Annotated in this window: 17 protein-coding genes; 5 read left to right on the plus strand and 12 right to left on the minus strand. The window is 61.5% G+C overall.

Translation table 11 applies throughout. The annotated features are described in order from the left end of the window. Positions 1-2: 2 nt before the first annotated feature. From pyrH to rpsB, 3 genes are all read right to left on the minus strand, one after another. Complete coding sequence (gene pyrH, locus QHC67_RS13550; protein ID WP_319295162.1) at positions 3-728, minus strand: UMP kinase; 726 nt, start codon at positions 726-728, stop codon at positions 3-5. A 231-nt stretch (positions 729-959) separates the two neighbouring features. Beyond that, on the minus strand, positions 960-1,886 hold the full coding sequence (gene tsf / locus QHC67_RS13555; RefSeq protein WP_319295164.1) for a translation elongation factor Ts: 927 nt from the start codon (positions 1,884-1,886) through the stop codon (positions 960-962). A gap of 97 nt (positions 1,887-1,983) precedes the next feature. Continuing rightward, positions 1,984-2,784, minus strand: coding sequence for a 30S ribosomal protein S2 (rpsB, locus tag QHC67_RS13560; protein WP_319295166.1), 801 nt, complete (start codon positions 2,782-2,784; stop codon positions 1,984-1,986). 257 nt (positions 2,785-3,041) lie between these two features. Here rpsB and QHC67_RS13565 point away from each other — a divergent pair, with 257 nt between their 5' ends. Next, positions 3,042-3,266, plus strand: coding sequence for a hypothetical protein (locus QHC67_RS13565; protein ID WP_319295167.1), 225 nt, complete (start codon positions 3,042-3,044; stop codon positions 3,264-3,266). Between the two features lie 7 nt (positions 3,267-3,273). On the opposite strand, the gene QHC67_RS13570 is transcribed toward QHC67_RS13565, so the two are convergent. Next, positions 3,274-4,059 carry a phosphatidylcholine/phosphatidylserine synthase gene (locus tag QHC67_RS13570; RefSeq protein WP_319295169.1) on the minus strand — a complete coding sequence of 262 codons (786 nt, stop codon included), beginning with the start codon at positions 4,057-4,059 and terminating at the stop codon, positions 3,274-3,276. Further along, a complete protein-coding gene (locus tag QHC67_RS13575; RefSeq protein ID WP_319295172.1) occupies positions 4,056-4,790 on the minus strand; it encodes a phosphatidylserine decarboxylase in 735 nt (244 codons plus the stop codon). Before QHC67_RS13575 ends, QHC67_RS13570 begins: the two co-directional genes overlap by 4 nt. 169 nt (positions 4,791-4,959) lie before the next feature. Here QHC67_RS13575 and QHC67_RS13580 point away from each other — a divergent pair, with 169 nt between their 5' ends. The 3 genes from QHC67_RS13580 to QHC67_RS13590 all read left to right on the plus strand — a co-directional run bounded on the left by QHC67_RS13580 (position 4,960) and on the right by QHC67_RS13590 (position 9,718). Further along, on the plus strand, positions 4,960-6,177 hold the full coding sequence (locus tag QHC67_RS13580; protein ID WP_319295173.1) for an NADP-dependent isocitrate dehydrogenase: 1,218 nt from the start codon (positions 4,960-4,962) through the stop codon (positions 6,175-6,177). A 90-nt stretch (positions 6,178-6,267) separates the two neighbouring features. After that, positions 6,268-7,884 (plus strand): carbon-nitrogen hydrolase family protein, encoded by a 1,617-nt coding sequence (locus QHC67_RS13585; RefSeq protein WP_319295175.1) that lies wholly within the window; start codon positions 6,268-6,270, stop codon positions 7,882-7,884. A gap of 61 nt (positions 7,885-7,945) precedes the next feature. Beyond that, complete coding sequence (locus tag QHC67_RS13590; RefSeq protein WP_319295177.1) at positions 7,946-9,718, plus strand: cation:proton antiporter; 1,773 nt, start codon at positions 7,946-7,948, stop codon at positions 9,716-9,718. A gap of 20 nt (positions 9,719-9,738) precedes the next feature. Here the strand turns inward: QHC67_RS13590 and alaS are convergent, their stop codons facing one another. The 7 genes from alaS to dapA all read right to left on the minus strand — a co-directional run bounded on the left by alaS (position 9,739) and on the right by dapA (position 18,893). Continuing rightward, positions 9,739-12,393: an alanine--tRNA ligase gene (gene alaS / locus QHC67_RS13595; RefSeq protein WP_319295179.1), complete on the minus strand. Its 2,655-nt coding sequence runs from the start codon at positions 12,391-12,393 to the stop codon at positions 9,739-9,741. Between the two features lie 288 nt (positions 12,394-12,681). Then, positions 12,682-13,782 (minus strand): recombinase RecA, encoded by a 1,101-nt coding sequence (recA, locus tag QHC67_RS13600; protein ID WP_319295181.1) that lies wholly within the window; start codon positions 13,780-13,782, stop codon positions 12,682-12,684. 130 nt (positions 13,783-13,912) lie between these two features. After that, the gene (locus tag QHC67_RS13605) at positions 13,913-14,272 is read right to left on the minus strand and encodes a response regulator (RefSeq protein ID WP_319295182.1); all 360 of its coding nucleotides are present in this window, start codon (positions 14,270-14,272) and stop codon (positions 13,913-13,915) included. Positions 14,273-14,357: 85 nt separating this feature from the next. Next, on the minus strand, positions 14,358-16,805 hold the full coding sequence (locus tag QHC67_RS13610) for an ATP-binding protein (RefSeq protein ID WP_319295194.1): 2,448 nt from the start codon (positions 16,803-16,805) through the stop codon (positions 14,358-14,360). A gap of 81 nt (positions 16,806-16,886) precedes the next feature. Continuing rightward, entirely contained in the window at positions 16,887-17,477 is a 591-nt protein-coding gene (locus tag QHC67_RS13615; protein ID WP_319295184.1) for a DUF2062 domain-containing protein, read from the minus strand. Beyond that, complete coding sequence (gene smpB / locus QHC67_RS13620) at positions 17,478-17,960, minus strand: SsrA-binding protein SmpB (RefSeq protein ID WP_319295186.1); 483 nt, start codon at positions 17,958-17,960, stop codon at positions 17,478-17,480. Positions 17,961-18,014: 54 nt separating this feature from the next. Further along, a complete protein-coding gene (gene dapA / locus QHC67_RS13625; protein ID WP_319295188.1) occupies positions 18,015-18,893 on the minus strand; it encodes a 4-hydroxy-tetrahydrodipicolinate synthase in 879 nt (292 codons plus the stop codon). Positions 18,894-18,991: 98 nt separating this feature from the next. Here dapA and QHC67_RS13630 point away from each other — a divergent pair, with 98 nt between their 5' ends. Next, positions 18,992-21,085 (plus strand): lytic transglycosylase domain-containing protein, encoded by a 2,094-nt coding sequence (locus QHC67_RS13630; protein WP_319295190.1) that lies wholly within the window; start codon positions 18,992-18,994, stop codon positions 21,083-21,085. The last annotated feature ends 95 nt before the right edge of the window (positions 21,086-21,180 follow it).

A 21,180-nucleotide genomic window follows, 5' to 3' on the forward strand; every position in this document is an offset into this window, starting at 1 on the left:
GATTAAATCTCCTGAGCCTGAACGATCGTTGCTGTGCCGTCACCTGACAACACCTGAGACAGGTTGCCAGTTTCGCGGATGTTGAAGACCACGATCGGAATGTTGTTTTCGCGACATAGCGCAATTGCGCTCGCGTCCATGACCTGAAGATGATCATTGAGGACCCGGTCGAAAGTCACTGATTCGTAACGGGTAGCTGTCGCCACCTTCTTGGGATCGGCATCATAGACGCCATCGACGCTGGTCCCCTTGAACAGCGCATCGCATCCCATTTCAGCGGCGCGCAATGCAGCCGCCGTGTCGGTCGTGAAGAACGGATTGCCCGTCCCCGCCGCAAAGATCACGATGCGACCCTTCTCCAGATGCCGCTCGGCGCGACGGCGGATATAGGGTTCGCACACGCTTGCCATCGGGATCGCCGACTGCACGCGCGTATCGCGGCCCATGCGTTCCAGCGCGTTCTGCACCGCCAGCGCATTCATCACCGTCGCCAGCATGCCCATGTAATCGGCGCTGGTCCGGTCGAACCCCTTGGCCGCCGCCGCCAGCCCGCGGAAGATGTTGCCGCCGCCCACGACGACGCACAGCTCGAAACCCGCATCGCTCGCCGCCGCGATCTCGCCCGCGATCCGGTCCACCGTTTCCGGGTCGATGCCGAACTGGCCCGACCCCATCAATACTTCACCGGAGAGCTTGAGCAGGATGCGCTTGAAGGCTGGCCGAGTCATGCGGGGCGTTGATCCTGTCTGGTCGTGGAAATGGCGCGCACCTTAGGCAGTGCGCGCCATGATGTGAAGCGGGGTTTTGGCCCTTAAGGTAGCGCCACTCACTTAGGAGGCAGCCCTTTAATCCGTTCGCGCTGAGCGAAGTCGAAGGGCCACACTGAACGCAGTGAAGTGGCTTCGGCTCCGCTCAGCAGACCCCTTCGACAAGCTCAGGGCGAACGGTTTATAGAGGGGTTAAACCCCAGCCGCCGCCGCAACTTCCGCTGCGAAGTCGCTGACTTCCTTCTCGATGCCTTCGCCGAGCTGGAAGCGGACATAGCCCTTCAGCGTGATCGACTTGCCTGCGTCCTTAGCCGCCTTGGCGACGACGTCGGCGACCGGCGTCTTGTTGTCCATCACGAACAGCTGGCTGAGCAGCGCATTTTCCTTGGCGTACTTGGCCACGGCGCCATCCACCATCTTGGCGATGATCTCGGCAGGCTTGCCCGATTCGGCGGCCTTTTCCGTCGCGATGGAACGCTCACGCTCAAGCTGTGCCGGATCGATGTCACTTGCAGCGAGGGCCAAGGGGAAAGCGGCCGCAATGTGCATCGCGATCTGCTTGCCCAGGGGCTCCAGAACGTCGGCAGGCGCATCGCCTTCCAGCGCGACCAGCACGCCGATCTTGCCGAGGCCGGGAGCCGCGGCGTTATGCACATAGGGAACGACCACGCCCTGATCGACCGACAGATGCGCAACGCGGCGCAGCGTCTGGTTCTCGCCAATGGTGGCGATGTTCGCGACCAGCTTCTCCGAAACGGTGCCGCCCGAGGGATAGGCAGCATTGCCCAGCGCATCGGCATCGGTAGCCTGCTCGTCCAGCGCGATCTGCGCGACGGTGCGGACGAAGTCCTGGAATTGCTCGTTCTTGGCAACGAAGTCGGTTTCGCTGTTTACTTCGACGGCAACGCCCTTCGTGCCGGCGACGGCAACGCCGACCAGACCTTCGGCAGCGGTGCGGCTCGACTTCTTGGCTGCGGCGGCAAGACCCTTGGCGCGCAGCCAGTCCGATGCCGCTTCGATGTCGCCGCCCGATTCGGTCAGCGCCTTCTTGCAATCCATCATACCCGCGCCCGAACGGTCGCGCAGTTCCTTGACAGTGGCGGCGGTAATCTCGGCCATCGTGATTTCCTTCATTCTATTTCAAATATGCGGGAGGGCGCGATCCCATGATGAAGAGCGCGCCCTACCCGATGAGCTTTGCAGTTTTGCGAAAGCGTCAGGCTTCGGTGGCGGCAGCCTCAGCAGGCGCGGCTTCCGGAGCAACTTCAACGGCCACTTCCTCAGGAAGCGGCTCGTCCATCGCGCCCAGGTCAACGCCCGACGCCTGCACCGCACCGCGGTTGCCCTTGGTGGCGGCGGCGGCGATCGCGTCGCAATAGAGGCGGATGGCGCGGCTGGCGTCATCGTTGGCGGGAACCGGGAACGCGATGCCATCGGGCGACACGTTCGTGTCCAGGATAGCAACGACCGGAATACCTAGCGTATTGGCTTCCTTGATCGCCAGCTCTTCCTTGCCCGCGTCGATGACGAACATCACGTCGGGAATGCCGCCCATGTCGCGGATGCCGCCCAGCGACAGTTCCAGCTTTTCGCGCTCGCGCGTCATCTGGAGCACTTCCTTCTTGGTCAGGCCGTGGGTGTCACCCGACAGCTTTTCCTCAAGAGTCTTCAGACGCTTGATCGAGCCGGAAATGGTCTTCCAGTTGGTGAGCATGCCGCCCAGCCAGCGGTGGTTGACGAAATGCTGGCCCGAGCGACGCGCGGCTTCGGCGATAGGGTCCTGCGCCTGGCGCTTGGTGCCGACGAACAGAACCTTGCCACCGGCAGCAACGCTGGCCGACACGAAGTCGAGCGCGCGGGCGAACAGTGGAACGGTCTGCGAAAGGTCGAGGATGTGGATGCCGTTGCGGTCGCCGAAGATGTACGGCTTCATGCGCGGGTTCCAACGGTGCGTCTGGTGGCCGAAATGCGCGCCAGCTTCGATCAATTGCTGCATCGAGACGACAGGTGCCGCCATAATAGTTCTCCTTACCGGTTGAGCCTCTGGGGATCAGTGACCATCGAGCTTCTCAAAGAGGCCGTCCGGCACCGGGATGTGCGATCCCCATGTGGATTGGAACGCGCCCCATACTGCCACAGCCTTGAGTTTGCAAGGCTTGACAGCACCGCCTCATAGAACATATAGAGAACAAACGGAACAAAACGTTAGTTTATGCGGTTTAAACCACAATGCCCGATGAACCGTGCAAACGGTGGGATGGAAAGGCCAGTTCGATGTTTGGTTTGCTCTCAGCCTTGGTATTCGTATCCAGTTTCATGCTCGCCATTGGCGTGATTGCGTGGATGTTCATCCAGTATCGCGAAAAGATAGTGGCCGCCCTTCTCGTTGAGCCGATGCCGGATACGGTCCGAGTTTACGAGGTGCGGATTACGCGTCCTCGTGTCCGTCCGGTCCAGACGCACCGCGCCAATCCCGTTCGCACGGCGCTCGCTGCCTGAGTTCTCGTCACGGGGCGGCTGCGCCCGCTGTTGGCTTGGAACGCAGGACTTTGGCGTAGCTCATTATCCCGAAAGGGATCAGCCCTACATAGATCAGGCTGATCACCAATAGTGTGTGCCACGGCACCGTCATCAACAGTGCAGCCAGCAGGCCCGCTACAAGTATCGCCTCCATTCGCACCGTCTTGCGCAGCCGCAGTGACGACCAACTGAACGTCGCGACGTTGGATATCATCAGGAAGGCAATGAATGCCGTCCATGGCGCAACGACGTACCAGGCGCGGAATACGTCCAGCCCTGTCACGAACCACAGATATAGCGGCACGAAGGTCAGGCCCGCTCCCGCAGGCGCCGGAACGCCCGTGAGGAACCCGGCAGACTTGTGCGGTTGCACGTCGGCATCGATATTCGCATTGAAGCGCGCCAGCCGTAAAGCGCAGGAGAGCGCGTGGGCCAGCGCGAATATCCAGCCGACCTTGGGCATGGACTGCAGCGACCAGAGATACAGTATCAGCGTGGGCGCAACACCGAAGGCGATCACATCGGAGAGGGAATCCAACTCGGCACCGAACCGGCTTTCGCCGCGCAACAGTCTGGCGATGCGTCCGTCAAGGCCATCGAGCACGCCTGCCAGGACGATGCAGGCGACCGCCCGCTCCCACTCGCCCGCAATGCCATAGCGCACGCCCGTCAGGCCGAAGCACAGCGCCATGGCCGTCACTGCATTGGGCGCGACCATACGCAGCGTTATGCCCCGGCGCAGTCCGCGGGGAATCGCGCGTCGCTGCCTCATTGCAACACACCCGTCACGCTGCGCGCATCCCCGAGCTTCGCGAGCACTGTCTCACCGGCAACCGTTCGCTGGCCAAGCACGACGCGCGGCACGGTTCCGGCAGGCAAGTAGACGTCGACTCGGCTACCGAACCGGATCAGCCCGATCCGCTGGCCGGCCGCCACTATGTCGCCCGGCTTCACGAATGGCACGATCCGCCGCGCGACCAGCCCCGCGATCTGGGTAAAGCCGATTCGCACGCCGTCCATCCGCTCTACCAATATGTGCTGGCGTTCATTGTCCTCGCTCGCCTTGTCCAGGTCTGCGTTGAGGAACTTGCCGGAGATGTAGATGACGTTCTTGATGGTGCCGCTGATCGGCGTGCGATTGATGTGAACGTCGAACACGCTCATGAAGATCGACACCCGGATCATCGGCGCGTCGCCAAGACCCTGCGGCCCCGCCATCTCGCGCGGCGGCGTGACTTGCTGGATCAGCGTTATGAGCCCGTCCGCCGGCGCGATCAGCAGGCTGTCGTCCTGCGGCGTCGCCCGAATAGGATCGCGAAAAAATGTGAGAACCCAGATGGTTACGATCACCATCAGCCAACCCACCGTCTCCCAGCCGAACAGGAACAGGGCGCCTGTGATGACGGCGGCGATCAGGCCGAATTTGCGGCCTTCGGGATGTACGGTGGGGAACCGCCATTTCACGTTGCCACCCACGGCCATTGTAAATTCGTTGTTTTCCATCGCCCTGTCTTACGGATAGACGCCGCCACTGACAACGCCCGTCCGGTCCTCCATTTAGCGTTCTGTTTTCGACCCGCAAATTCTGTAGCGGCGGTTGATCATTCCGGTCGCTTTCCCTAGACGCGGTGCCAACTTCAAGTCCCCAGTGAACAGAAAGCGAAACAGGCGCATGGCGAAGATCCAAGTCAAGAACCCGGTGGTCGAACTCGACGGCGATGAAATGACCCGCATCATCTGGGAATGGATTCGCGAACGCCTGATCAAGCCTTATCTCGACATCGACCTGAAATATTACGATCTTTCCATCCAGAAGCGCGATGAAACGAACGACCAGATCACGGTCGACAGCGCCAAGGCGATCCAGCAATATGGCGTCGGCGTGAAGTGCGCCACCATCACCCCTGACGAGCAGCGCGTCGAGGAATTCAGCCTCAAGAAAATGTGGAAGTCGCCCAACGGCACGATCCGCAACATCCTGGGCGGCGTCGTCTTCCGCGAACCTATCGTCATCAAGAACGTACCCCGCCTCGTCCCCGGCTGGACTGACCCGATCGTCGTCGGCCGCCATGCTTTCGGCGACCAGTATAAAGCGACCGATTTCCTCGTCCCCGGCCCAGGCAAGCTGCGCCTCGTCTGGGAAGGCGACAATGGCGAGAAGATCGACGAGGAAGTGTTCCAGTTCCCGAGCGCAGGCGTCGCGATGGGCATGTATAATCTTGACGATTCGATCCGCGACTTTGCCAAGGCCAGCATGAACTATGCGCTGGACCGCAAATGGCCGCTGTATCTTTCCACCAAGAACACGATCCTCAAGGCCTATGACGGCCGCTTCAAGGATCTGTTCCAGGAAGTGTTCGACGCCGATTTCGCCGCCAAGTTCAAGGAAGCCGGCATTGTCTACGAGCATCGCCTGATCGACGACATGGTCGCTTCCGCGCTGAAGTGGAGCGGCAAGTTCGTCTGGGCCTGCAAGAACTATGACGGCGACGTGCAGTCAGACACCGTTGCGCAGGGCTTCGGTTCCCTCGGCCTGATGACCTCGGTCCTGATGTCGCCCGACGGCAAGACCATCGAAGCGGAAGCTGCGCATGGCACCGTCACGCGCCACTACCGCATGCATCAGCAGGGCAAGGCGACTTCGACCAACCCGATCGCTTCGATCTTCGCATGGACGCAGGGCCTCTCGTTCCGCGGCAAGTTCGATGACACACCCGAAGTCACCCGCTTTGCAGAGACGCTGGAGCGTGTCTGCATCGAGACCGTGGAAAAGGGTGCGATGACCAAGGATCTCGCGTTGCTGATCGGCCCCAATCAGGCATGGATGACGACCGAGCAGTTCTTCGAAGCCATCCGCGCGAACCTCGAAACCGAGATGGCGTCCTGGTAAGCACCGGAACCGCAGTGAACGACTGATTGTTCGGCTCCGGCGGCGGGTAATCCCATCGCTGGGGCCGAATTATTTTCCGGGGAACAGCATATGACGACTGCGGTACGCAAACGGCTGGAAATCCGAAATGCCGTTCCTACAGATGTCCGTGCAATCCAGCGCCTGATCGAGCGTGCTTACCCCGGGATGCCCGGCTATTCCCCTGCGACATTGCGGGGCCAGATCAACAACTTTCCCGAAGGCTGCTTCGTCGCCCTCTATGATAATCGAGTAGTCGGCTATTGCGCCACCATGCGTGTCAGCAAGGCCATGGCCTTCTCCAAGCATGATTGGGAGGAGATCACCGCGAACGGCTTCGGTACGCGCCACAGCGCAGCGGGCGAATGGCTATATGGCTATGAAATGGCCGTCGATCCGAAGCAGCGCGGCCTGCGAATCGGGCAGCGCCTGTATGACGAACGCAAGGAACTGGCCGAGCAACTCGACCTTCACGGCATCGTCATCGCTGGACGACTGCCCGGATATGCGCGCGCCAGGCGGCGCGTCGGGAGCGCACAGGAATATCTGGAGGGGGTGATCGCGGGGAAATTACGCGACCCGGTGCTGAGCTTCCAGCTCAAGAACCAGTTCGAACCGATAGGCGTCCTCGAAAACTACCTTCCCGAAGACAAGCTATCGGCTGGCAATGCTGCGCATCTCGTTTGGCGCAATCCCTATGTCGATCCCGACGAGGCACCCGAAATGCGGGTTCCCCGCGGCGTGGAAAGCGTCCGGCTTGCCACCTGCCAGCTACAGGCGCGCGCGGTCGAGGATTTCGAAGGCTTCGTGCGCAACATCGAATATTTCGTGGACGTCGCGGCCGATTACCGTTCCGACTTCATCATATTTCCCGAACTGTTCACGCTGCCGCTACTGTCGTTCGAGACGAAGAAGCTTTCGCCGATGGAGGCGATCGACCGCCTCACGACGTATACGCCGCGCCTGACCAAGGAACTTGCGCGCATGGCGCTGGAATATAACGTCAACATCATCGGCGGATCTCATCCTACGCGCACTGATGATGGCGACATCCAGAACGTGGCCTATGTGGCGCTGCGCGACGGCTCGGTCCATGCGCAGGAGAAAATCCACCCCACGCCCAACGAAGCGTTCTGGTGGAACATCAAGGGCGGAGAATCGCTGGATGTGATCCAGACCGATTGCGGCCCGATCGGCGTGCTCATCTGCTACGACAGCGAATTTCCGGAACTGGCGCGGCGGCTGGTGGACCAGGGCGCACGGATGATCTTCGTGCCCTTCTGCACCGACAGTCGCTCCGGCTACATGCGCGTACGCTACTGCTGTCAGGCCCGCGCCATCGAGAACCAGTGCTATGTCATCATGTCGGGCAATGTCGGAAATCTTCCCAACGTGGATAATATGGACATTCAGTATGCGCAAAGCTGCATACTGACGCCTTGCGACTTGCCGTTCGCGCGCGACGGCATTGCCGCGGAAGCGAGCGAGAACGTCGAGACGCTGACCATCGCCGACGTGAACCTTGCCGACCTGAGCTGGGCCCGGGCCGAGGGAACCGTCCGCAATTTGCGCGACCGCCGTTTCGACTTATACCATATCGAATGGGACAGCACGTTGGGCGGCCACGATCACGCACCCAGCGGCGGCCCCGTGCCCGCGGGTGGTCATAATTCCCCCGGCGGCGGCTGAAATATTGAAGCAGTTGGTATAAAGCGCTGACAATCGACCGCCTTGATGCATAAGATGAGGCATGGCAGTCGAAATCGATCACAGCGGGTTCAGCGATACACTTGTAATTCTGGGCGCAGCGGGCCTGGTCATCCCGGCATTCGCCAGGTTCCGCATCAGCCCCGTGATAGGCTTCATCCTGGTGGGCCTTGCAGTCGGGCCCGCTGGCCTGGGGTCTCTCGTCAGCCAGTACCCGTGGCTGTTCTACATCACGATTTCCGATCCCAAGGCGATTGCCCCGTTCGCCGAACTCGGCATCATCCTCCTCCTTTTCTCGATAGGCCTTGAACTCAGTTTCAAGCGCTTGTGGACGATGCGGACGCAAGTTTTCGGCGTCGGCGCGGCAGAGTTGCTGATCAGCGCCGGACTGATCGGGATAGCGCTCTACCTGATCGGCCAGTCCGTGGGCGGCGCAGTTGGCCTTGGCCTAGCGCTAGCACTCTCGTCGACGGCGTTGGTGCTACCGATGGTCGGCACGCAGAGCGCCATAGGAAGATCGGCCTTTTCGATGCTGTTGTTCGAGGATCTCGCGCTCGTTCCCATCATCTTCCTGCTCGGCGCCCTCGCCCCGGCCGCAGGCGACGAAGGCTGGGTCGGCCTCGTGGACACGCTGCTGAAGGGCGGCCTCACCATCATCATCATGCTGTTCCTTGGCCGGTTCACGCTGCCCCATATCTTCAGCCAGGCGGCGCGCACCAAGAGCCCGGAAGTCTTTCTCGCCGCCAGCTTGCTGGTCGTCATCGTGTCCAGCCTCGCAACCGCGATTGTGGGTCTGTCACCGATCGTTGGCGCGCTTCTTGCCGGCATATTGATCGCCGAAACAGAGTATCATGGCGAAGTAGAGGTCATGACCGCCCCGTTCAAAGGCTTGGCGTTGGGCGTCTTCCTGATCACGGTCGGCATGAGCCTGGACCTGCGCGTGATTGCAGCAAACTGGTCGATGCTGCTGCTCGCGGTGGTGGGCGTGGTGATCGTGAAGACCGTCGTGACGACTTTGCTGCTGCGCTTCTCTGGCGTCAGCCGCGGCGTGTCGCTGGAAGTCGGAGTGCTGATGTCCAGTCCCTCCGAAACCACGCTGATCGTCCTGACCGCGGCATCGGCGGCACAACTCATCATGCCTTCGACCGCCGCCTTCTGGCAGATTGTGACGGCTATCGGCCTCACCATCACGCCGTTGCTGGCCCGTATTGGCCATGATGTCGCCCGGCGGCTGGAACTCGCCAGTTCCGAAGAACCCATGTCGATGGGCGAAGAGGGTGCTCAACCTGCCGCTGTGGTCATCGGCTTCGGGCGCGTGGGTCAAATGGTGTGCGACCTTCTGAAATCGCACAATCAGCCTTTCATCGCCGTGGAATCGGATGCGGACGTCGTCGCGGAGGCGCGACGCAACGGCTATCCGATCCTGTTCGGTGATGTATCAAGGGCGGAAATGCTGGACAAGTTGCGCCTGGGCCATGCCCGCGCGCTTATTCTGACGATGGATGATCCGGTGCTGTCGGTTCGCATCACGCGCAGGGTCCGCGGCTGGATACCGGACCTCCCCATCATCGTCCGCGCGCGAGACACGGACCATGCGGCGGAACTGTATAAAGCGGGGGCGAGTGACGCCGTGCCCGAAACGCTGGAAAGCTCGCTTCAGTTGGCGGAAACGGCCTTGGTCGACCTCGGCGTCGCGATGGGCCCGGTCATAGCGTCGATCCACCAAATGCGCGAGGATTTGCGCGAAGGCATCAAGGACGCCGCAAATCTGGAGACAGCACCTAAACTGCGAAAGCTCCGCGCCGAAGACGCCTAACCCCGCAGCACGATCTCTCCTTACGCAGGCACCGCCCCTAGCGCGGCCTTGACGGCATCCAATGCCTGCGCCGCCTTATCCCCTTCCGGCCCGCCACCCTGCGCCATGTCGGGACGACCGCCGCCGCCTTTCCCGCCAAGAGCATCCACCCCGGCTTTTACCAGATCGACTGCACTGATCGTTGCCGCCAGATCACTGGTGACGCCTACGGCGATGCTCGCTCTGCCATCGAGCACCGCAACGACCGCGGAAACGCCGCTGCCGATCATCGTCTTGTTCTGATCGACGAGGCCGCGCAGGTCCTTGGGGTCCAATCCCTGGATCACCTGTCCGAGGAAGGCGATATTGCCGACCTGCTCCGGCCCGGACGGCGCCGCAGCACCCCCGCCGCCCAGCGCCAACGCCTTTTTGGCGTCGGCCAGTTCACGCTCAAGCTTGCGGCTCTGCTCCACCAGCGCGGCAACGCGGGCAGGTACATCATCGGGCGACGTACGCAGCGTCGCCGCTGCCTGGCGCAAACGCTCGTCGCGCTCGATCAGCCACAGCCGGGCCGCTTCTCCGGTCAACGCTTCGATCCGCCGGATTCCGCTGGACACCGCGCTTTCCGAGATGATCTTGAACAGCGCGATATCGCCGGTCGCGCGAACATGTGTGCCGCCGCACAGTTCCACAGAATAATGGCTGTCGTCACCCTTCCCCATCGAAAGGACGCGCACCTCGTCGCCATATTTCTCGCCGAACAGCGCCATCGCGCCTGCCGCCACAGCATCGTCGGGCGTCATCAGGCGCGTGGTGACTTCTTCATTGTGCCGAATCTGGGCATTCACGTCCGCCTCGATGTCGGCGATCTGAGCGGCAGTCAGCGAGTCAGGATGCGAGAAGTCAAAGCGTAGCCGGTCTGCGGAAACCATGCTGCCTTTCTGCGTCACATGATTGCCCAGCCTGTGGCGCAAGGCCGCGTGCAGCAGATGGGTGGCGCTATGGTTGGCCCGCACTCGATCACGCTTCTCGACATCGACCGCCAGATGAACGGTATCGCCCACCTTGATGCTGCCCGCGTCGATATGCGCATGATGGGCGTGCAAACGGCCCAGCGGCTTGGCGGTGTCGCTGACCGTCGCGGCAAGTCCGCCGCTCCCGGAAATCAGGCCGGCGTCGCCATTCTGCCCGCCGCTCTCGCCATAAAAAGGAGTCTGGTTGGTCAGGATGACGGCGTTATCGCCCGCGCAGGCGCTCTCGACCTTCACCCCGTCTTTCAGGATCGCGACGACCTGGCCCTCGCCTTCGGTGGAGAGATAGCCTGTGAATTCCGTTCCGCCTTCACTGTCGGCAATGTCGTACCAGATATCATCGGAAGCCTTGTCGCCCGAGCCCTTCCAGGCCGCGCGGGCGGCCGCCTTCTGCTCCGCCATCGCGGCGTCGAACCCGGTGCGATCGACGGCAAGGCCGCGCGACCGCAGTGCATCTTCGGTCAAATCATAAGGGAAACCATAAGTGTCGTACAGCTTGAACGCGGTTTCACCGGGGAGCGTAGCGCCTTCCTCCAGATCAGCAGTCGCGTCTTCGAGCAAGCGCAATCCCTTCTCCAGCGTCTGTCGAAAGCGCGTCTCCTCGCGTAGCAGCGTCTCCTCGATCAATGGTTGTGCCCGCACGAGTTCTGGATAGGCGCTGCCCATTTCACTGACGAGGCTGCCGACCAGCCTGTTCATCAGCGGGTCGCGCGCGCCAATGATATGCGCGTGGCGCATTGCCCGGCGCATGATCCTCCGCAGGACATAGCCGCGCCCCTCGTTAGCGGGGAGTACGCCGTCCGCAATCAGGAACCCGGCCGAGCGCAGATGATCGGCGATCACGCGATGGCTGGCCTTGTGCTCGCCATCTGTGGCGGTGCGGGAAATCGCGCCGCTCTCCGCAATCAATGCCTTGAACGTGTCGGTGTCGTAATTGTCATGGACGCCCTGCATCACCGCAGCGATCCGCTCCAGGCCCATGCCGGTGTCTATGCTTGGTCTGGGAAGTTCCGAAACGATCTCATTGGCTTCCTGCTCATATTGCATGAAGACCAGATTCCAGATCTCGACGAAGCGGTCGCCATCTTCTTCCGGCGATCCCGGCGGGCCGCCCCAGATGTGATCGCCATGATCGAAGAATATCTCCGAACAAGGACCACAGGGTCCGCTATCGCCCATCGCCCAGAAATTGTCCTTCGTCGGAATGCGGATGATCCGCTGCTCGGGGAGACCTGCGATCTTCTTCCATAATTCGAATGCTTCGTCGTCCGTGTGATAGACAGTCGCGGTCAGCCGGTTCGGGTCAAGGCCCCATTCCTTCGTCAGCAGGGTCCAGGCATGAGTAATTGCCTGTTCCTTGAAATAGTCGCCGAAGCTGAAATTCCCGAGCATCTCGAAGAATGTATGATGCCGGGCCGTGTAGCCGACATTATCAAGGTCGTTATGCTTGCCCCCGGCACGCACACATTTCTGACTGGACGTAGCCGTGCTGTAAGCGCGCTTCTCAAGGCCAGTGAAGACATTCTTGAACGGCACCATGCCCGCATTGACGAACATCAGCGTCGGATCGTTGTACGGCACGAGCGATGCCGATGGGACGGGCGTGTGCCCGGCACCAGCGAAATAGTCGAGGAAGGAGCGGCGGATGTCGTTGGTCGATGTCATGCAGCGGACTTAGAAGGTCGCGGAACGCTTCTCAAGGGAAACGGCAAGCCAAATCGTGATTGCTTTGGGATAAAGTGCGACTTTGAAGCCGTTTCCTCTTGCCACGACACAGCAGCCAAATAGCATACTGGTCGGCCGGCTGGTAACACGGAAGAACGAGGCCATATTTCGACCACTACGATAAAAGCCCGCAGCACTCGTGCAGCGGGCCTTTCGGGTCTTGAAATGGCAAGAGAAAACTGGATCTTAAAGACTGCCTCGCCTGTACCTGACGGGTAGCCTTTAGACCTATGCTTCCCCGTCTTCCGCTTCGTCAGGTTCCGGGCCGGTCATCATGCCCTCGGCGACCTTTTCGGTCTTCGCGCGAATGGCTTTTTCCAGCTTGTCGGCGAGTTCGGGATTTTCCTTGAGGAAGGTCTTGGAGTTTTCACGCCCCTGCCCGATGCGAATGGAGTCATAGGAGAACCACGCGCCGGACTTTTCGACGATACCGGCCTTAACGCCAAGATCGAGGATCTCACCGATCTTCGAAATACCTTCGCCATACATGATGTCGAATTCAACTTGCTTGAACGGCGGAGCAACCTTGTTCTTCACCACTTTCACGCGGGTCGCATTGCCGACGATATCGTCGCGGTCCTTGATCTGACCGGTGCGGCGGATGTCGAGACGAACGGACGCATAGAACTTCAGCGCATTACCGCCGGTCGTGGTTTCCGGATTGCCGTACATCACACCGATTTTCATACGAAGCTGGTTGATGAAGATCACCATGCAGCGCGAACGGCTGATGGAGCCAGTCAGCTTGCGCAGCGACTGTGACATCAGGCGGGCCTGCAGCCCAACATGGCTGTCGCCCATCTCGCCCTCGATTTCAGCGCGCGGCACCAGAGCGGCAACCGAGTCCACCACCAGCACGTCGATCGCATTGGAGCGCACCAGCGTGTCTACGATCTCGAGCGCCTGCTCGCCCGTGTCGGGCTGCGATACGATCAGTTCGTCGATGTTGACGCCAAGCTTCCTGGCATAGACTGGGTCGAGCGCATGTTCCGCGTCCACGAAAGCCGCTGTACCGCCGCCCTTCTGCGCTTCGGCGATAACGTGCAGCGCCAGCGTGGTCTTGCCCGAGCTTTCCGGCCCATACACTTCGATGACACGCCCGCGCGGCAATCCACCCACGCCAAGGGCAATGTCTAGGCCGAGGCTGCCGGTCGAAATCGCTTCGACCTGCATAGTCTCCTTCGAGCCAAGCCGCATGGCCGAGCCCTTGCCGAACGCGCGGTCGATTTGCGCCAGTGCGGCGTCCAGCGCTTTCTGCCGGTCCAGTCCAGTTTTATCCATGGTCCCCGTCTTCTTGTCGGAATCAATCAATTTCAGCATTGCGGTCATCTCATGGCCTCCTGTCAAGCAGCTCGCGCGTCTTGCGGAGCCGGAGAAGCGCGCCAGTAGCGCTTGAGCCATGATGTACTATGTTTGTTCCGTAAGAACAAGAGGGGAACAGGAATTTCCTGAACGGTCGTTACCGGCTCGCCAGAACCTTGTCGAGCGCCCGCTCCACCGCGCCGATGGTGAACGGCTTTGCCAAAGTCGGACGGTCCTCGAAAATGGTCGGCACGTCATCCGAACTGCCGCCAGTCGCAAACAGGAAAGGCGTGCCTTTACTGGCCAGCGCTTCGGCAACCGGCCAGGATTTTTCACCCTGAAGATTGCAATCGACGATGGCGGCGTCGAAGCCGCCTTGATCCACCAGAGCGCAAGCTTCAGAGACCGTGGCAGCAACGCCATGGACGCCGTAGCCCAGAGTCTCCAAAAAATCTTCCAGCATGATGCCAATCATGGCTTCGTCTTCAACCACCAGAATAGATCTACTTGAAGTCATGATTCCCCGCGGTCCCAGAGTGCCCGAACATTTGTGTTTCGATGGCGAAAGGAGAATTGTCGCTATCCTATAGAAGCAGGCTTGCCTAGTGCCTTTCCCCTTGATCTGCAGCAAGATTGCCGAGACTTTCAGTCTTTTCCGAAGCTTGGACAGGGGCATAGGCGATCAGCGTATCGCGTGCGGATTCGGCAAGCTGGCTGACTGAAAACGGCTTGGGAAGGAAGTTGACGTTAGGGATGTCGATCGATTTCCGTAGCTGCTCCTCGGCATATCCCGACATGAATAGCACGGGGAGCGTCGGGTGAGACTGACGCGCCTGCGCCACCATTGTCGGGCCGTCCATGTTCGGCATCACCACGTCGGAAATGAGCAAGTCGATATGTCCACCTGACGCGTAGGTCGACTCCAGAATCTCCAGCCCCTGCTCGCCGTCCGCAGCCGCAAGCACGGTATAGCCTTGCCGCGACAGGGCACGCTCAGCGACGGTGCGCACCATGTCCTCGTCCTCGACAAGCAGGATGGTGCCGGTGCCCCATACCTCGCTGCGCTTGTCGGGAAGCCGCGGCTTTTCGGGCTCTGCCGGCTTACCCACAGAGGCGTAGACGGGCAGATAGATCACGAAACTCGCGCCCTGGCCCGGTTCGGATTCGGCAAAGATGAATCCGCCTGATTGTTTCACGATGCCGTAAACCGTGGATAGACCAAGGCCCGTCCCCTTCCCGACGTCCTTGGTGGTGAAAAACGGCTCGAATATCTTGGCAAGGACATCGGGCGCGATGCCGAGACCGCTGTCAGAAACGCGCAACGCGGTGTAATCGCCGACGGGCAAGACTTCGTGCCGCATTTCCCGGACTTTCACGGCCGGAACCGCGTAGGTCTGGATGTTGACCGTGCCCCCGTCCGGCATTGCGTCGCGAGCGTTGACTGCCAGGTTGACGATCACCTGCTCCAGCTGACCCGGATCGGCGCGCACTGCGCCAAGGTTTCGGCCATGGCTGACCACCAACTTCACATTCTCACCGAGCAGGCGATTGAGCAGGTTGGAGACGTCCGCGACGATATCCGGCAGCTGCAGCACTTGCGGCCGCAACGTCTGTTGGCGGGAAAATGCGAGCAACTGGCGCGTCAGCCCCGCCGCGCGGTTGCTGTTCGACTTGATCTGCTGGATATCGTCATAATCGCTGTCGCCTGGTGTATGGCGCATCAGCATCAGGTCGCAATGGCCGATGATCGCTGTCAGTATGTTGTTGAAATCATGCGCGACACCTCCTGCAAGCTGGCCGATCGCCTGCATCTTCGTCGCCTGCGCCACCTGGCGCTTCAGCTTGCTCTCCTCGCTGTTGTCCTTCAGGCTGAGTAGCACAGCCGCCTCGCCAAGGCCGCGCACGCCCGCCAGGCTGAGCGCCACCGGCTCATCGGGCTGGACGCGCATTCGCACGGCGATGTCGCCCGACATCTGCGGTCCCACCGCAAAGCGCCGCACCGAATCAGCGACTGCCGCCTGATCTTCGCGCACGACCAGGTCGCCAGGATAGCTGGGCTTTTCGCCGGACTTGAGGCCCACTGCCCGGGCGAACGCATTGTTCAGGAACAACACGCGCCCGTCGCGATCCGCCATGGCCAGTCCGAAGGGCAGCAGCGACAGCAGGGTTTCGATGTAGGACAGCGCCGATGTACCATCGAGGCTGCCGCCCTGCTCATCCAGCATCAGGATCAGCATCGGCCCCTCGGCACCGCCCCGCCGCATGGGCACCTGCAACAGGCGGACCGGCAGCGCGCTGCCCTCTTCGCGAGCGAAGAACACGCGCCCCTTCTCGTCGATGCGAAGGTAGCTCGCGAAATCGCGGCCCGTTATATTGGAATCGATCCGTCCGGCGGCACGCAACAGGAACGCGCCATTAGCTGCCCTGATCCGCCCTTCGCCGCCGATCATCACGGCCATGATGCCCGCTTCGGTGAGTTGACGCCCCGCTTCTCCGGTAAGCATCCTATTGAAGTCATCAATGATGCTGACTTGCCGCACCGGCGTGAACCGCCACAGCAGATAATCCTCGGACCGCCCCGTCCGCGCCACATCGACATCGAGTCTCAACGCGCCGCGCCCGATCCCTACGGCCCTGCCTTCCCCATCGGACCAGGCCGCGCGCCCTGCGGCCGTGAGCCGTTCGGCGTCAGGCTGCTCCAGCGGAAGATCGGGGGGAGTCGGAAAACCCGGAAACCATTCGCCGAAGAGGTCGCTGGCGCAAACCAGTCGCCCCGACCGATCGGTCACGGCGATGGCCATGCTCGACGCATCCGCCGCGGCGCGGGCCACAGTCCAGTCGGGTACGGCATCCACATCCATGACTTCACGCGGGAAAAGATACGTAAACCAATAGCCCAGAGCCGCGACCGCAAGCAGCGTAGCCGCAAATCCTGCGGCGAGCGCCACCTGCCCCACTGCGAAGTAGACGAGCCCCGCACAGGCCAGCGCCGCGACCGCGAGCATGGGCAATAATCCACGCAAAGGCGCAGGCGCGGCCATCGCAAGCATCTCGTTCTTCTGCGATATATTGCCCTGCGCCGCCATGGCGTGGCGTTCTCCCGTCAACCTGATCGTGTCAGGCAGCGCGGGTCAGACGGCTGCCGTTTCTTCCATTGAGCCAGTTTTGCCGCAGTTGCCAATCCTCATTTTACGTGCGTGCCATTTGCGGCCCATGCGGACACGCCAGAACCCGATCGCAATCAGATAGCCTATTGCCGCGGAAGCAAGGGAAATAATAGCGAGCCCGAAAAGCATGGCGGGGGCGGCTTCCGAAAACAGCCACGCCATCCATTGCTCTATGCCCGCATGGTTATGGACGAGCGCCATGAAGCCCGAGGCATCCGCCGTCCGCCCCAGCATGAAGTTGCCGATATAAACCGAGGCCCACAAGATCAGCGGCGTGGTCGCGGGGTTGCTGAGAAATGTCATCGCCGCAGCGACGGGAATATTGGCCCTGAACGGCAGCGCCAACAGCGCCGCCCCCGCGATCTGGATGCCCGGAATGAGCAGGAAGATGCCGACCAGCAGGCCAAGCGCCACGCCACGCGGCACCGACCTGCGCGTAAAGCGCCACAACGAAGGCTCAAGCACGCGATGGGCAACAGGCGCAATGAAGCGATTATGCTCCAGGGATTCGCGCGTTGGAGCATTGGCATGCCACCATTTGGTCAGCCGGCTCATCTAGCCTCGCTCTTTCATGATGCGCGCAGCGTCTCGCTTCCAGTCACGATCCTTCATGACTTCGCGCTTGTCGTGCAGCTTCTTGCCCTTGGCGAGCGCCACTTCCACTTTCGCGCGGCCCTTGCTGTTGAAGTAGACCATCAGCGGCACCAGCGTCATGCCCTGCCGCTCGACTGCGCTCTGCATCTTCGTGATCTCACGTTCATGCAGCAGCAGCTTGCGCGGACGCTTTGGCTCATGGTTTTCGCGGTTGCCGTGGCTGTACTCGGGGATGTTGCTGTTCACCAGAAACACCTGATTGCCCTTCACTTCGGCATAGCTTTCCGCGATCGATCCCTCGCCGCCGCGCAACGCCTTCACTTCGGTGCCCTGCAAGGCGATGCCGGCCTCGAACACGTCCTCGATAAAATATTCGAAGCGCGCGCGCCTGTTCTCGGCGACGATCTTCTTCTTGTCGAATGTTTCGGGACGAGGGCGGGCCATGATTTCCTGATGCAGTGTGGCGTTATGTCGTCACGATATGGGTGTGCGAAACCTTCAAACCAATCCTGCGATCTCCAGCGCCCGGTCGACAGCCGTGCGGCTGGCGTCGGAAGGCCATGTGATCGGCAGCCGTACGTCCGCCGGCATGTCCGGCAGTACGCGCGAGAGGGCGTATTTAACAGGCCCAGGTGAAGAATCGCTGAACAGCGCGTCGTGCAGCGGATATAGGCGGTCCTGCAGTGCGACGGCGGCGTCCCAGTCCCAGCTAGAGCAGGCTGCCTGAAAATCAGCGCAGAGCCGCGGCGCCACATTGGCCGTGACGGAGATGCAGCCCACACCACCCATTGCATTGAAGCCCAGCGCCGTCTCGTCATTCCCGGACAACTGGCAGAAATCCTTGCCGCAGGCGAGGCGCTGCGCGGTGACACGCCCTAGATTTCCGGTGGCGTCCTTAATGCCGACAATCGACTGGAATTCCTCCACCAGCCGGAACATCACAGGCACACCGATGTCGGTAATCGTACGGCTCGGCACGTTGTAGAGGATGATCGGCAGATCGCACCGCTCCGCCAGATAGGCGAAATGGCGATACACGCCTTCCTGATTGGGCTTGTTGTAATAAGGCGCAACGACCAGAGCCGCCGTCGCCCCCGCCGATTGCGCCGCATACATGTGTTCCAGCGCGATCTTCGTATCGTTCGATCCGCACCCGGCAATAACCGGCACCCGGCCAGCGGCTTGGTCTACGCAGATCGCGACCACCCGGTTATGCTCCGCGACCGTCATCGTAGCGCTTTCGCCTGTGGTGCCGCAGGGAACCAGCGCCGAACTGCCCTCCTCAATCTGCCAGTCGACGAAGGTCCTGAACGCCTGTTCGTCCAACGCTCCGTCGCGAAAAGGAGTCACCAGAGCCGGTATGGACCCGGAGAACATGAAAAATCTCCTTCAAAACGCCGGATTTACCGGGCAACATATGATATAGCCCAACACAGGCATCGTATTCAGCGCCTGATAAGGAACCTGCCCCCATAATGTCCAGCATGGTCACGTCAACGCCTCAACTCCGCAAACGCCTCGTCCGGACAACCTTGGTTGTCCTTCTCTCCTCCACCGCCGTCGCCAGTGCGCAGACCGAGGCGCCCACGCAGTTGCTCCCGCCTTCGATGCAGCAGCCGGCATCGGCACAGCCCGCCTCGGTACAGCCGGTCCCCGGATCGACCGGGTGGAATGCCGTCCGCGCGCAAGTCGGCGTCGCGCAGGATTCCCAGATTGTCGGCGCGATCAATGAATGGCGTCGCTTGCAGCAGAGCGACGGGCTGGGCTTCTCCACCTATGCCAGCTTCATCACCACTTATCCCGACTGGCCAGGCGAAGACCGGATGCGGCGGCTCGCCGAAACCTCGATCAATCCCAATGCCTATGAGCCTAATCAGGTCGTCGCCTTCTTCGCCCGCTTCCCTGCGCGAACGGCAGTGGGTCACGCGCGCAACGCTGTAGCTCTGTCAGCCATCGGACGCATGGCCGAAGCGCGAGTAGCCGCGCGTTCCGCTTGGATAACCGGCGCGCTGTCTCCCGATGACGAAGCGCGGCTGATGTCGCTCTTCGGCAGCAGCTTCACCACGGCGGACTACGATCAGCGCGCGGACGTGCTGCTCTTCGCCCGGGCCAATGCGGGTGCCGAACGGATACTCGCCTACACCTCGCCCCGCCGCCGCCCCGTATTCGCCGCGCGCATAGCTTTGCAGCGCAAGGCCGTCGATGCCATGGCGCAGATGCAGGCGGCCGAATCCTATGGCGCAAACGATGCCGGCTATCTCAACGACAAGGCAACCTGGCTGCGCGACAGCGGCAACAGCATCGCGGCTCGCACGCTCCTGTCCAATCGCCAGACGCTCTCCACCCCGCCCGGCGACGCCGAAAAGTGGTTCGAGACGCTCCTGACAAACGCCAAGGCGGCTGCAAACGATAGCCAGTGGAGCTATGCCTGGGGCATCGCCAGCAAGGTGGACGATGCCTATCCAACCGGCGTGGCCGTCCGCGACCGCAGCATCGGCGAGCGGGACGACTATACCAGCCTGACATGGCTCGCTGGCACCACGGCCTTCTACAATCTGGGCCGCCCCCGCGACGCCATCGGCATGTTCCAGCGCTATGCCACCGCCGCGCGTTCGCCGCAGACAATATCGAAGGGCTTCTACTGGGCCGGGCGGGCTGCGCTCGCCAGCGGAGACGCCGTTGGAGCCAATAACTTCTTCATGCAGGCAGCCGCCTATCCCGATCAGTTCTACGGGCAATTGTCGCTCGAACGCTTGGGTCGCCCCGTCCCTGCTCCCGTGGCGGCACTTCCAACTGCCGTGACAACCGCAGACCGGGCAACCTTCGCCAACCGCAGCGTGGTCCGCGCTGCGCGTGCCCTTGGGCAGATGGGCTATTGGGAAGATCAGAGCAAATTCGTGCGCGCCATCGCGGCCAGGGCCGATGACCAGCAGAGCCACCTCCTGTCGGCTGAACTCGCCCAGACTCTTGGGCGTCCTGACCTTGGCGTCATGGTCGGGCGGCGGGCTGTCTCCGATGGCCTCTCGCGCTATGGCCGGACCAGCTTCCCCAGTATTTCCGTGCCGTCCGGCCATCAGGCGAACTGGACGATGATCCACGCCATTGCCCGCCAGGAAAGTCAGTTTGACCGCGCAGCCGTAAGTCACGCCGGAGCACGCGGCCTGATGCAGCTTATGCCCGGCACTGCGCGCGAAACGGCGGGCAAGATCGGCCTCAGCTACAACATGTCCTCGCTCACCGCCGACCCAAGCTATAACATCCAGCTTGGCAGCACCTATTTCCAGCAGATGCTGAACTATTACGGGGGCAGCTATCCACTGGCCGTCGCAGCCTACAATGCGGGGCCCGGCAATGTGAACAAGTGGATACGCACCAATGGCGACCCCCGGCTGGGCGGCTCCGACATGCTGCGCTGGATCGAGATGATCCCGATCTACGAAACGCGCAGCTATGTGCAGCGCGTGCTGGAAAATGCGGTTGTTTACGACGCCATCAACCCGGCGCAGGCCCGGTTCAAAGGCGCAACCGCACCACTCAGCCGCTATCTGGGCAAGAACACGCCGGGGTGACGATGCGCGCACACGGCCTTAACAGGTCGCGGAAAAAGGCTCTTCACCTGACCGTGTTGGCATGATTCAATGCCCTAAGCGAGATTTGAGGGGAT

The organism is Sphingobium sp. (assembly GCF_033795625.1).
Taxonomy (GTDB): domain Bacteria; phylum Pseudomonadota; class Alphaproteobacteria; order Sphingomonadales; family Sphingomonadaceae; genus Sphingobium.